At 65.2% G+C, this 12694-nt stretch carries 15 protein-coding genes; 5 read left to right on the forward strand and 10 right to left on the reverse strand.

Translation table 11 applies throughout. The features are described 5' to 3' along the window. The 8 genes from ABZY13_RS12170 to ABZY13_RS12205 form a co-directional block, all read right to left on the reverse strand. On the reverse strand, positions 1-557 hold a 557-nt coding region (locus ABZY13_RS12170), incomplete at its 3' end, for a replication initiator (protein ID WP_356629536.1). Positions 558-710: 153 nt separating this feature from the next. After that, a complete protein-coding gene (locus ABZY13_RS12175) occupies positions 711-956 on the reverse strand; it encodes a hypothetical protein (protein ID WP_053914013.1) in 246 nt (81 codons plus the stop codon). Between the two features lie 25 nt (positions 957-981). Then, on the reverse strand, positions 982-1176 hold the full coding sequence (locus ABZY13_RS12180; protein WP_356629538.1) for a hypothetical protein: 195 nt from the start codon (positions 1174-1176) through the stop codon (positions 982-984). A 15-nt stretch (positions 1177-1191) separates the two neighbouring features. After that, positions 1192-1383: a mobile element transfer protein gene (locus ABZY13_RS12185; RefSeq protein ID WP_004986816.1), complete on the reverse strand. Its 192-nt coding sequence runs from the start codon at positions 1381-1383 to the stop codon at positions 1192-1194. Positions 1384-1395: 12 nt separating this feature from the next. Beyond that, positions 1396-2061 (reverse strand): DUF2637 domain-containing protein, encoded by a 666-nt coding sequence (locus ABZY13_RS12190; protein WP_356629540.1) that lies wholly within the window; start codon positions 2059-2061, stop codon positions 1396-1398. Between the two features lie 88 nt (positions 2062-2149). Continuing rightward, positions 2150-3529 carry an FtsK/SpoIIIE domain-containing protein gene (locus ABZY13_RS12195; RefSeq protein ID WP_356629542.1) on the reverse strand — a complete coding sequence of 460 codons (1380 nt, stop codon included), beginning with the start codon at positions 3527-3529 and terminating at the stop codon, positions 2150-2152. Continuing rightward, positions 3529-3885 (reverse strand): hypothetical protein, encoded by a 357-nt coding sequence (locus ABZY13_RS12200; protein ID WP_093799846.1) that lies wholly within the window; start codon positions 3883-3885, stop codon positions 3529-3531. The genes ABZY13_RS12195 and ABZY13_RS12200 overlap by 1 nt, the downstream gene beginning before the upstream one ends. Before the next feature lie 155 nt (positions 3886-4040). Then, the gene (locus ABZY13_RS12205; RefSeq protein WP_356629545.1) at positions 4041-4826 is read right to left on the reverse strand and encodes a GntR family transcriptional regulator; all 786 of its coding nucleotides are present in this window, start codon (positions 4824-4826) and stop codon (positions 4041-4043) included. A gap of 107 nt (positions 4827-4933) precedes the next feature. On the opposite strand from ABZY13_RS12205, the gene ABZY13_RS12210 reads away from it, so the two are divergent. From ABZY13_RS12210 to ABZY13_RS12225, 4 genes are all read left to right on the forward strand, one after another. Continuing rightward, positions 4934-5341, forward strand: coding sequence for an NUDIX hydrolase (locus ABZY13_RS12210; RefSeq protein WP_356629864.1), 408 nt, complete (start codon positions 4934-4936; stop codon positions 5339-5341). A 46-nt stretch (positions 5342-5387) separates the two neighbouring features. Further along, positions 5388-5819: an ATP-binding protein gene (locus ABZY13_RS12215; protein ID WP_356629547.1), complete on the forward strand. Its 432-nt coding sequence runs from the start codon at positions 5388-5390 to the stop codon at positions 5817-5819. A 98-nt stretch (positions 5820-5917) separates the two neighbouring features. Further along, positions 5918-6160 carry a hypothetical protein gene (locus ABZY13_RS12220; RefSeq protein WP_356629548.1) on the forward strand — a complete coding sequence of 81 codons (243 nt, stop codon included), beginning with the start codon at positions 5918-5920 and terminating at the stop codon, positions 6158-6160. Further along, positions 6157-6534 (forward strand): hypothetical protein, encoded by a 378-nt coding sequence (locus ABZY13_RS12225; RefSeq protein WP_356629550.1) that lies wholly within the window; start codon positions 6157-6159, stop codon positions 6532-6534. Before ABZY13_RS12220 ends, ABZY13_RS12225 begins: the two co-directional genes overlap by 4 nt. Before the next feature lie 350 nt (positions 6535-6884). Here ABZY13_RS12225 and ABZY13_RS12230 read toward each other — a convergent pair whose 3' ends face one another. Both ABZY13_RS12230 and ABZY13_RS12235 read right to left on the reverse strand, forming a co-directional pair. Further along, complete coding sequence (locus ABZY13_RS12230; RefSeq protein WP_356629552.1) at positions 6885-8018, reverse strand: hypothetical protein; 1134 nt, start codon at positions 8016-8018, stop codon at positions 6885-6887. Between the two features lie 537 nt (positions 8019-8555). Then, positions 8556-10262: a DUF6119 family protein gene (locus ABZY13_RS12235; protein ID WP_356629554.1), complete on the reverse strand. Its 1707-nt coding sequence runs from the start codon at positions 10260-10262 to the stop codon at positions 8556-8558. A 781-nt stretch (positions 10263-11043) separates the two neighbouring features. On the opposite strand from ABZY13_RS12235, the gene ABZY13_RS12240 reads away from it, so the two are divergent. Further along, positions 11044-12645 (forward strand): restriction endonuclease, encoded by a 1602-nt coding sequence (locus tag ABZY13_RS12240; RefSeq protein ID WP_356629556.1) that lies wholly within the window; start codon positions 11044-11046, stop codon positions 12643-12645. The last annotated feature ends 49 nt before the right edge of the window (positions 12646-12694 follow it).

Below are 12694 nucleotides of genomic sequence, written 5' to 3' on the forward strand. Positions count from 1 at the left end.
AAGGCCCGCTGGGTGAGTCCGGCGCGCTTGGCGACTTCCCGGCGCAGGTAGATGGAGAAGCGCCGCCACAGCGGACCGGCGTGCGCGTTCCAGAGCACGGCCGCTTCGTATTCGTAGGTGTCCGGGTCGAGCGGGGTTCCGAGGGCGGGGTCGTCCTGGTCGTGGAGGGCGCCGCAGCGGCAGCGGCGGGCCGATCCGGTCGGGCCGGTGGGGCGGTTGTGGACCGGGCCGAAGCTCGGGGCGGTGAAGGTGGCGAAGACGCGCGGGTGGGCGGCGACGCGTTCGGGGACGCCCTTGCCGCCGCGCAGTCCGGAGGTGATCAGGTGGAAGGTGTCGCGGCGGTACACCTCGGCGCAGGCCGCGCACCGGGTGGTGCGGCGGTTGTTGCAGCGGACCAGGAGGTGATCGGCTGGGAGGCTGGAGGAGTCGAGGTGGTGGAGGACGTTGCCGATCTCGCCGGTGCGGGTGTCGACGGCGTACTCGGTGCGGTGGCCGTCGAGGCGGATCGGGTGCGTGCAGCCGCCGAGACCGGCGAGCTGGCGCAGGAGTGCAGGCATGGTGCCGAGGGCGGCCAGTTCGCCGAGTTCGTGGAGCGGGGGCGGAGTGGCGCGGGTGATGATGGCTTTCTCCTTCTGGTTCGGCTGGAGGGAGACGGCCCCCGGGGCGGCGGATGCTTGGCGGTATCGAGGCCGCCCCGGGGGTCCGGTGCGTCAGCGGCGGTGCTGGTCGCGCAGCAGCGAGCGCAGGACCACGGCGGCGACGGCCACGGAGACGGCCGTGACGGCGACGGCGGCCAGGAGCGCGGTCAGCACGACGCCGCCGACGAGGACGGCCGCGACCGCTCCGGTACTGACGGAGATCTGAGGGGCAGGCCGCCGAGCGGGCACCTGGTCGGCCACGGTGTGGGTGTGTGCGGGCGGCGGCGTCGGGCTGTCGGGGTACTTGGGCAGGAACACGGCGAAGCTCTCCTTACCTACTCGTCTAGTCATGTGAGCCGTTGACGATGTCCACGCCGGAGCGCGTGCCGGACTCGATGGCCGGGGCCAGGAAGGTGTCCGAGAGCCAGAAGCCGAAGAGGGCGATCAGGATGACGATCCACGTGCGGACGCCGAGGAACTTGACCGCTCCCCAGGCGAAGAAGCCGAGGAGGACAACGAGCGGCAGGCTGACGGTCACGGTGTGCGGGTCCTTTCAGCGGACGGGGCAGCGGTGGGTACGGGCGGCCAGTTCGGCGGCGGCGCGGCTGTCGTAGTCGGCGGAGAAGCCGCAGCGCGGGGCCGTGCAGGCGGCGGTGTGCTTCTCCCGGCCGCGACCGTCGTAGGACGTGCCGACCTGGACGGGGCCGATGCGGGTGACGGAGCGGAAGCGGCGGTTGGCGCTCATGTGGGTCTCCTCTCAGAGCTGGGCGGCGATGGCGTCGGCCATGGGTGGCGGGACGCCGAGGCGGGCGCGCAGGGTCGGGGCGTCGATGGCCGTTCCGGTGCGGGCGTGGTGCTCGGCGGCGACTTTGCGGGCGTGCTCGACCAGGGCGGCCGGGACGGCGACCGGTGGCGAGGCCGGGGTCGGAGGCGGAACCAGTGCCGACTCGATTGCCGGAGGCTCCGGGGGTTCCGGTGCAGGATCGGGCGCGTCCTCCTGGTCCTCGATGTCCTCGGGCGTCTCCTGTCCCACGGCGTCACTGGTCTCGTCGTGCGTGGTCGGCGACGAGTGGACCAGAAGGGTTCCGCCGAGGAAGGCGACCGCGGGCCAGCCCGCGACGAGGATGCGGAGCCAGGCCGGCACGTGGTCCAGGTCGAGCAGTCCGGCGGTGGCGACGTTGGCGCCGAGGGACGCGGCGAGGGCGATCAGGAACCAGCACCACCCGGCCGCTTTCGCGTCGCCGGACCGCAGTCGGCGCCAGGCGGCGACGAGCAGCAGGTCGACCGAGACGGGATAGGCCCACGCCTTCCACCCGTCCTGTCCGGCCGCCGAGGCGACGTCGTGCAGGTGGGCGAAGGACAGCGCGGCGGCGATGACCGCTTGGACGAGCACCGCGTCGACACGGGCCAGGTGGGCGCGCATGCTGCGGCTCCTTCCAGGTTCGGGCATGGGAGGGGTAGAGACGTGGCGTGAGGTGGTCACGCCGACCGGGGATGAGCGCGGGCGCGGGTCAGTCGGTCACCGGGTGGGGCCGCACGACCGGGCCCGGTGTCTCGGCGGGCGGCCGTACGGGCACGTCGGGCCGGAAGGGCTTGAGCGCGGGTAGGTCGGGGACCAGGTGGGCCGACTCGCGGCAGGTCTCGGCGGCATCGCCGAGGGAGAGGTACGGCGTGCGGATGCGGGACCAGCCGCCGGAGGTGTCACCGGCCACGGCGAGGCCGGGCCGTTCGGGAGCGATGGCGCAGGCGGCGGAGACCGCTTCGGGGGCGATGTCGCCGAGGGCCATCTTGGCGGAGGCTTCGTCGTTGACGCGGTGGCAGACGCGGCCGGTCAGCTGGGCCCGCAGCATGGTCGCGCCCTTGCCCAGCTCGGCACCGAAGCGCTGGCCGCAGACCTCCAGGTAGATGCCGGCGGCCCGGCCGAGCTGGGCGAGCCGGATGAGCTGGGTGACCATCTCGTCCCGGCGTTCCTCGTCCTTCTTCGTTGCGACGAGGAAGAGTTCGGCCACCTCGTCGACGAACAGCACGACGGGCACCGGGCGTTCGTGCTCGGGCAGGCCCCAGATGTCGGAGGTGATCTCCTCGTTCTGTGTGCTCGGTGCGATGCCTTGCCGGGCCTTGATCAGGTCGTACCGGTCCTCCATTTCCTTGATGAGCACGGGCAGCAGCTCGGCGGCCTGCTCCGGGTCGGTGGCGAGCGCCGACAGGCGTGGGGCGAAGGGCGCCAGTTCCACGCCCCGCTTGCAGTCGATGCCGACCAGGGCGACGGGCTGACGGGCGAGGCCGGTGACGAGGTGACGCAGGTACATGGACTTGCCGGACAGCGTGGCGCCGAGGGTGAGTTGGTGCGGAACGGTGCGGTAGTCGCGTACGAACGGAGTGGCGTCCTCGCGCAGCGCGACCGGCACCCGTAGCAGGTCCGGGCGGAGCTTGCGCGGCATGCGTACCCGCCGTAGTACGTCGAAGCCGACGAGCCGCAGTTCGACCACGCCCGGCTTGACCGTGGTCACGTAGACGGCGTGGACGCCCCAGGCGTGCCGCAGTCGTTCGGCGGAGGCGGCCACGTCGGCGGGTTCCTGCCCCGGGGCGAGCCGCAGGCGGACCCGCAGCCCCGTCGTGGTCGGGCGGATGATCCCCCGGCGCGGTGGTACGGGCCGGACCTCACGGCGGGTCGTGGCCTTGACCGCCAGGACCCGCAGCCGGGAGGGGGCCACGGTCAGCCCGCACGCCTCCATGACGGAGCCGTAGGAGCTGAGCAGCCGGACCGTGGACACCGGTAAGCCGACCGTGGACCAGTAGACGCCGGGGTGTCGCGCCCGGGCGTAGGCGGCCCCACCGCCGAGCGCGGCGACGGGACAACCCACCTCCAGAAGCGTTGCCAGGTCGGTCATCAGGCCGACGCCCCTACGGCGGCCGGGAAGGCGGCCGGAGTGACGGCGGCGGCCCGGAAGGCGATGCCGTGGCGCTGCTGGCCGTTGAACACGCTCTCCCACGGCCGGGCGATCAGGCCCGGCAGGGAAACCGGGGCACCGAGGGCGAGCCCTTCCGACACCCCGCTCTCCGGAACGGTCACCTTGATCAGGGACGACTCCCCCTCCTCGATGTACACGACGCCGATGGTCATCAGCGCCTCACCGCTGACGGCGTCCTTCGCGATCTCGCCCGACTGCCGGTCGCGGACCTTGGGCTCGGGCGCCTCGGTCAGCAGGATCGTCGCGGCCGAGGTCTCCACACGGATGGTGCGCAAGGCTTCTTCCCATCTACTCGTCTAGACAAGATGCATCCTTCGAACCCGACGGCGCCGGGAACGGGATCACCTTGCCACACAACTTGCTCACTCGTCTATACGAGTATGCGTGTCGGTGTGTACGAGTCCGGGGAAGTGGCCTCGCGCACCGCCGATCAGGTCGCCGGGAGCTGGTAGGAGAGGACGTACGCGTCCGCCGCCATCACTGTGTCGCAGACCTCCACGGCCCGCCCCGCAGTGTCGAAGGCGGTGCGGATCAGGTGGATCACCGGCACACCGGAGGCCAGTTGCAGCGTCTTCACCTCGGACGGCGAGGGCATCCGGGCCCGGATCTCCTCCTCGAAGTGGTCGAGCTGGTGGCCCAGTTCCTCAAGGCGGGCGTAGATGCCGCCGGGGCCCGGGTTGGGTTCGGCGATCTGCGTACCGCGGGCGATGTCGAGCGGGAGGTACGACGTGGCGAACTCGACCGGCCGGCCGTCGAGCAGGTACCGGCGACGCCGGGCGAGCACGCGCCGCACGGACCCGAGCCGGGTGGAGATGTCCTGGCCGGCCTTCTCCTCCTTCACCTCCAGGCTGTCCACGGTGGGGTGACTGCCGGCGGCATCGGCCTCCACGATGAACGCGGACTTGCCCTGCTCGCGGTGACGGCGGGCGAACCGGTCGGAGGCGAGGCGGCGCACCGGAGGCCGGGGCCGGACGAAGACCCCCTTACCGTGCTCGGCGTGCACCAGGCCCTCGCCCTGGAGGATCGAGAAGGAGTTCCGGACCGTCATCCGGGAGACCCCGTAGTGTTCGACCAGCTCAGCCTCGGAGGGCAGCTTCTCCCCCTCCTTGAATCGCCCACGGTCGATGGCCTCGCGCAGCTGGTCGGCGATCTGCCGGAAGACCGCGCGATCGCTGGTGGGGTCGAGGCCGCCGAGAAGGCTCGGTAGAGACGCCATGCGTACTCCTTTAGGTATCTAGACGAGTGGGCGAGTGTTGTTGCTACGGTGGAGAGCCTAATCAGCCGAGAGGGCCGAGGAACGTGAGCACAGAACGCCCGCACTCCGTGAGCGTCGCCGGGGTCATCGTCGATGACCAAGGCCGGGCCCTCCTGATCAAGCGCCGCGACAACGGTAAGTGGGAGCCCCCGGGCGGAGTCCTCGAACGCGAGGAGACCATCCCCGAAGCCCTCCAGCGTGAAGTCCTCGAAGAAACCGGCATCAAGATCGAGCTTCCCGCGACCCTGACCGGCGTCTACAAGAACATGACGGGCCTGATCGTCTCCCTCGTCTTCCGCTGCCAGGCGGCCGACGGTACTCCCACCACGGGGGACGAGACCCACGCACTGCGCTGGGCCACCCGCGAAGAAGTCATCGAACTCGCCGACGAGGCGTACGCGATCCGCGTCCTTGACGCACTCGACGCGGCGTCCCCGCCGGCCGTCCGCGCCCACGACGGCGTGAAACTCGTCTAGCCCGAACCCGCTGCACATGGCGGCCTACCAGCACGAAGGGACTTGTATGCACGAGTATACGAGTAGCGCCCGGGTCTGGGGGCTCAGTTGCCCAGGATTCCCGGAAGAGGTCAGCAGGGCCCGCCGCTGGACCCGCGACATCCTGCGAGGCTCACCGCTGGCGGAGGACGCCGAGCTGATCGTCAGCGAGCTGAGCGCGAACGCGATCCTCCACACGGCCAGCGGCCAGACATCCGGCAGCTTCCATCTGGCCCTCGCGGTCTCCCCGCAGGTGATCGCCCTGTCCGTCACGGACGACGGAGGCACCGGCACCGCACCGAAGGTCGAGCACCAGGACCAGGAGGCGGAGCACGGCCGGGGCCTGGGCATGGTCAGCGCACTCGCTCACCGGGTCGTCGTCCACGGCAGCCACGGCGGCCACACGGTCACCGCGGAACTCTTCACCGAGACCGGCCCCGCAGGAGGACACCCGTGCTGACGTCCGCTCCTCCCGCAGCGCTGAGCACAGGCAGCCGGCCCCTCCCCTACCGATGCCGAGCCGCCGCCTATCCGTTGAACGAGGTCTGTTCCATCCCCTTGGGATCACACGACGCCACGAGCCCACGCCTGGCACTGCGCTGGTTACGCGAGCGCGCGCAGCACATCACCGACCAGCTCGACGCCGCATACGCACAGCCGGGCCTGCACTGGTTGACAGACGAGGCCGAACACGAACGGGCCCTCGCCTACCTGACCAGCGGCACGGGGTACCAACTCACCCTCTACGACGAGAGCACCCGTTACGTGCTGCTGGCCTACCCGGCGGGAGGGACCCCATGAACGGGCCCGCCCGCGGCTACTGGTGCGAATGCTGGACCGAGCAAGTCACCGGCACGGGAGGGCCGGCGCGCCTGGCATCGTTCGACGCATACTCGGCATCCCAGGCAGACCGCTGGGTAGCCATCGCTCTCCGCACCATCTCACCGGCGCTCGACTCCGACGCGTCGGACGAAGCGTGGACGTGGCTGTACGAAGAGCGCGCCGAGACCCGCAGAGCCCTGATGCGCTCCGAGCCCTGCACGGTGACCATCACCCATGCCGACGTCCGCATCACCTGGACGATCCGACCAGTGCTCTTCCTGCCCCTCGCACACCGGCAGGACGCCGAACTCCCAGCATGCACACGAAGCTTCAAGCCCCACCGAGCAGACTGAGTTACAACTTTCTCTACTGGTTCAAGGCGGCTCGCTCCGCTCACCGCGCGCGGCCCGGCCCCCGGCCGGGCCTGCGCTCCTGTCTCCGCCCCGCTCCAGCCCGGCCGGCGCCCGTGCCGCGCGCATAGCAACCAGCCACCTGACGTCAGAGAAGGCGTACCTCGTGGCTGGGGCGGTCGGCTCCACGGCTTTAGGCAGCCACTTTGGCGCGAGCCTCGCAGATCATGGCCCCAACGTCGTGCTTTACCGGGCAGGTCCACAGACTGCCCGACGCGCCGCAAGCTTACGGGGCCATGATCACTCGCGCCAAAGCAGCTCCAGCCCAAAGCCGCTCCGCCGACCTATCGTTCCTAGCTCCCCCAACTCCTCGTTCCCCACCTCAGATCATCGAACAACGCTTCCAAATCTTTATTGTCCCGCAAGTTGAATTCACGCTCGGCCGCCAATAGCCTCCACGCCGCCCAAGTGACGGCATTCTGCATTTCACGAACAAAATCGCCTTCTCGAACCCTCGGGCTTTCACCGCCATGAGCGATAGCGCTCCGCGCAGAATATATTGCATCATACTCTCGCGCCCTAAGTGGTCGATCTCGGGGCACCGCCTCCAGGAAGGCAAACCGTTCTTTCATTGCTCGCCCCGGAAGTCCGGATCGGGCACCCACCAGAGAATCTAGCGCAACGCCAGCCGCCAGAGCTGAGTCGTCGTTCGCTATCGACCAGAAACTCTCTGAAAACCATCGCGCAGCAACTTGTATTCGCCTCGTTATATTAGTCTTGCCCTCCAGGCATTTATTTACTGCATGAGCTAGTTTATCGTCACACAGTAGGCGTTCCAGCGGGACACGTTCCGCGCTATACCAGAAGCTCGGCTTAAAAACACCAAGCGCGTCGGTAATAAGTGGTTCACAGGAAAGATCCGAACCGTCGCCTGACGCCTTCATGGCCTGATGAATAACCGTTCGGTCAAGAGTCAGTCCCCGCGCGCCGGGTCTGTTCGAAGCCCCGCGAACAGAGTAAAGGGCGTGCTCCTGCTTCTTCTGCTCGAGAAGAATCGCGAGATCTATGACTAGCTCTAGACTTCGCTGAGCCTGATTGAAGGCCTCGGTTCGCTGTCCCGGAACCATCGCAGCGAATCCGATCACGGGGCGCCGATGAGATTGTTGTTCCGCGTACTCCTTCACCGACGAGACGGCAGCACTGGCCCTGCCGCCAATTTCCTCAAGGCTGCTGGCGAATGACTCGTCCAGTACGCCTATAAGACAATTTTTCGCTAGGCGTAGAGGTGGCCCCTCCCAGTCGATGTTAGCCACCGAGAAAACAGCGATCGACGGCTCGCAAGAGAACACCGTACCGAAATTTCTCTCAGCCACGCCTTCCGGATTTTCCACCTCAGACAGGAGCGCGACCAGAGTTGCAATTAATCCCCATAGCTCCTCCAGATCCCATCGCTCGCGTATTTGTTGTTGCTTCTGCAGGAGATCCATCAGCTCTTCATATTTCTCAAGTCCCGTCTCAGTCAGGGAAATCGGGCCCTTCGGAGAGCTGATTGACGCCTCAGGTGAGCGTCGATACGTTTCACTACACCATCCGTAATCCCACGGCTTTGAGTCCGGAGCGGGAAAAGCCGTAGAGGCAGCCTCCACGGCCAATCTGACGGCACGCTGCAATGGCTTTTGCATGCTCACATGCTGCCACAGGATCACAAACAAGACTTGGGTTTTTCGTCTTGCCGGCCTTCAGGCCGAGTCCTGCACAGTCGTGGGGGCTACAGGCCGCGACCGCTGCGATCGGTTGTGGCTGCTCATTGGTGGCTGGCATCCAGGGAGTAGTATTCACTGGGCCGGGCCGTGGTAGGCCGCTCAATGAGACCCGATCTGCGACACGGGTACCACCATCCCTAGCCCGGAGAACTGGCAGTGGTGCGAGCCGAATACGCTTCTGACCTGAAAAACCTGTTCTGCCGAGGTACCACGCCCCGCGAGTTACGGGTGTTCTGCTCCCCGCGGGATAAAAGCCATCGGTCAGTCCTCTTTTTCCTTTGCCTTCGGCTTAAACGTCATCTGTATCCGGGCGAGCGTCGCCACGGAGCCCAATAGCTTGACTCGCTTACTGAAGCTGCGAAGGTTGACCTTGCTGAAGGTTGGCAGATCTTTAGGGAGTTGCTGCTTCCCGTCGAACGCTATGGCATAGGTGACGAATCTAGGGGGTGTGAGGGCTGCCGCGTCAACGAAACGAGAATTGATCGACCGCACAGCCTCTATAAAGTCATTTCTGTACGCGGCGTCTGAGATGATTGTTTGAGCAGAAACGAATCCCTGGGAGAAGAGATGGCTCAGAGTTTGACTGCCCGTATACTGCTTCACATGAATCAGATAGCCGTCTGAGTGCAAGAGGTCGCAAGCCTCGACTTGATCGCCATCCTCGGCAAAGATCGGATGCCTATCGAGGCATATTAGATCGGACCTGCCCTCGGTCGCCTTAACGTTGTAGTGCTTTTCCCAGTTCTTCCGGTAGCCCCAATCGTCCCACGTGCGCAGCTTAAGGATGGATGTAACGTCCTCTATTTGAACTAGATCTTGGTCTAGCTTCTCAGCGTATTTTTCTGCGAGCGCATACCACTTCCCCAGTGTTAGCAGATAGCGTTTGTCTCTATCTCCCGCCTCAAAAATGAGCCAGTGCTTCAAGGGCTTGGCCATGCTCACAGCTTGGCCGTTCGTGTCGCGAGCCTGCACCTTAATGTCGGCGAGGCTGGAGACGCCAAACTTTCCGGGAAATCCAAACAGTGCTTCCCTTAGCCCATCCAGGTTCATCGTGTCGAACACCTGAGACTGGTCATTCCTATACAAAATGAAGTCGTGAATATTCTCCACCGACACGTCGTCCGGGGGAGCGACGGAGAGGATGTGTACTGCCAATTCGCTGACGTCCAGCTCGTTAAGCGGGGATCCTTGAGGTTTACGAGCACGCGACTCGAAGAGTTCATCGACGAGCAGCTTCTCTAGATCCTTGACTATTTCGCTCTTGATTCGCAGAGGTTCGAGCGAATCTATGAAGGCAAGGTCTTTCGATGTCGAACCCGTTTCAGCAGTGTCGAGCATCTTTTTCAGAGTCTCACGAACCTTATTCAGGTCCGTGTCTAGTTTGAAAGAAACAGAATCTGTTGCGACAACTGCACCAAGGTCAGGAAACTCTACCCCTGAGTCGAGTCTACCTACGAGTTTTCGAGTGAACTCGCCATCTAGCTCAACCTCAAAATCGCTAATTGAGGAGTTCACGGGAATCTGAACCCACTGAGATCGCGCGGAGGAGTCAATTCTACGACTCCCAATTCCACTCATGGCCTTACTGTCAAATCGACGAGCAGCGAACTTGAGGCCAAAGTTCGCCTCAATCCAAGACCACTCAAGGGTGGAACTTCCGTATCCGAAGCAGAGTGCAAATGTGCGATCTCTTACAGGGAGGAAAATGACTAGCCGATTCGAGAAGTTCTCCACCGTCTCCAATTCGGGAAAGACGGGCGAGAGGAGTTTTGCCCAAGCCGGAGTGTTCGGGGACATGTCTCGCAAATAAGCGACACAGCCATCCGGGGCTAACGTCGACTCGGCGAGCTTCATCATGCCGGAGGTGCCGCCGGGGCGGTACTGCGACCTCAACGCTTGCTCGGGCGATTCAAGCCCTTCCCTCAACAGGAAGCAGTTGAAACGCAGCGTTTGGACCTTTTCCGTCATGACTCACCACATCCCCCCCAGCGACAGTAAAGGGATTTGTAGCACGGTAAGTCGACTATGGGAACTGGTTTAACAGTGACGCACTGTATGCGAACAAATATTCGCCTCCCGGTCTCCTTGAGGGGGCATATGGACTGGGGCTGCACCTCTGAGTGCTATAGCCGGCGCACTCGCTGGCATCATGACGACGTACGTTGTGGTGTGGACCGAGACCGCTGGAAGCTCGGCATCACGCCTCGCGCGAACGGCTCCGCATACCGCCCCTCTGGCGAGGGCCTTCCCAAGGTTCACGTTCAGGTGGGTACGAGGATGCACCAAGATCGCCTTGTGCAAGGGAAGACCACCAAGCTCCCCAGCCAGCGAGTGTCTAACTGCGTGACAACGCCGACGAACACCGGCGGACGAGCTCGAACACCTACGCACCATCAGTGCAGGTGAGGGGCACACCAGCTCAAGGCAGAGCCCTCACCCGAGTTGCTTCGAGACGAAGAAGTCACGGTCCCAAGGTCTCATCACCAGGCCGCCGCCGTCACGGCTTGCTGTGGTCGACGGCACCAATAGCGTGGCTGAGGCCGGTGGGGGTGCAGCGAGGCACACGCGCGCCCGGTCGGTCGGCAGACTCGCCATCGTGGCTGACCGTCGTCGGTCGAGGTACAGACGACCTGAGTCAGCGATGCACCGAGCGGTCGGTCTGAGGTGACACCCCTGCCCTGCGTGATTCTGCGATGTGGAAGGGGAATGCAGCCCTGTGGCGGAGTAGGGCCAGGGGAGGGGTAAACAGGTGGCGCAACGGGGTAGCGGCCGAGGCACCGACTATCAGCGGCAGCAGCAAGCGTTACGACGTGCCCAGGAGCAAAAGACCCGGCAAGTAGAGCGGGAACGCAAGGCCGCTGAGACGGCTAGCAAGCGGCAGGAGCGCGAGCGGAAGGTTGCGTATCAGGAGCAGCAGGCAGAGCAGGCGCGGGTTCGCACGATCGGGGTCGAACACGAGGTCGAGCGGCTCGGGCAGTTGCTCCGCAACGCGCTGGTTGGCGATCCGCCGACGACCTTTGAGCGCCGGCGGAGGACTCACAAGCCGAGGAAGTTAGACGAGCGTCCTTGGTCTCGGCCGGAGCCTTCGCCGCGCTGGGAGGAGTTCGCACCACCCGAGCCCGGCGGTCTGGCTGCTGTCCTGGGTCTTGGCAGGAAGCGCTATGAAGCTCAGGTTACCGAGGCTCGTGCGCGGTTCGGCGAGGCACAAGAGCGCCACAGGCGAGCCGAGGAGAAGCGGCTGGCAACGCTGGAGCAGAAGCGTGCCGAGCACCGCCAAGCCGAAGCGCAGGCCCTTGACGAGGTGGCGGCCTTCAACGGGAAGTTGGACGAGGAGCGCGAGGCGTACAGGGCTGGGGAGCCCGCGGCCGTCGAGGCTCATCTAGGGGCGGTTCTGGATGCGTCGGAGTATCCGTTGGGCTTCCCCCACGAGCATCGGATCGCCTTTCGGCCTGCCACCGGTGACGTACTCGTTGAGATCCACTTGCCTCCCGAGGCGATCGTTCCTACCGCGCGGGGCTACCGGTACGTGAAGAACCGAGACGAGACGACGGTGCTGCCTCGTCCAGAGAAGGAGCGCAAGGGGATCTACGCCTCCGTCCTGGCACAAGTCGCTCTAAGGACAGTGCACGAGGTCCTGACGAGCGATCCAGACCGGATCGTCAATGGCGTGATTTTGAACGGCCATGTGAGAACCATCGATCGGGCCACCGGTCAGGAGGTCTCACCCTGTCTAGTGACGCTCAGCGCCAGCAGGGAGCAGTTCGGGAAGCTCCGCCTCAGTCAGGTTGATCCAGCGCAGTGCCTCAGGGGACTCAACGCTCTGGTGTCGCCCAACCCATACGATCTCGAACCGATCCGTCCCATCGTCGAGTTCGACCTGTCGAAGTACCGGCTCATGGACAGCATGGATGTAGTCGCCGGCCTGGACAGCAGGCCCGTACTGGTGAAGCTGACGCCCACCGAGTTCGAGCACCTGATTCGCCAACTGTTTGAGGCGATCGGCATGGAGGCCTGGAACACTCAGGCGTCCAAAGACGAGGGCGTTGACGCGGTGGCCGTCAGCAAGGACCCCGTCTTCAACGGTGAGTGCATCATTCAGGCGAAGCGCTACAGCAAGCTCGTGGGTGTTGAGTCCGTTCAGGCGCTCGCCGGAGTGGTCGAGCACAAGCGTGCTGCCAAGGGGGTCCTGATCACCACATCGTGGTTCGGCAGGGCCAGCCACGACTTTGCCCGCCAACATGGTCGGCTCCAGCTCATCGAAGGGCCGGAACTCAAGTACCTGATCAAGGAACACCTTGGCAAGGATGTGATCCCGGGTCCGGTTCCCCCGAAGAGGCGCCCCTCGCGCTGAGGCTGGCGGGCGGCCCACTCAGACCGAGGAGCTGGGCCGCCCCTGGGCC

Origin of the sequence: Streptomyces sp. NPDC006610, assembly GCF_040611575.1 — a bacterium.
Lineage (GTDB): Bacteria > Actinomycetota > Actinomycetes > Streptomycetales > Streptomycetaceae > Streptomyces.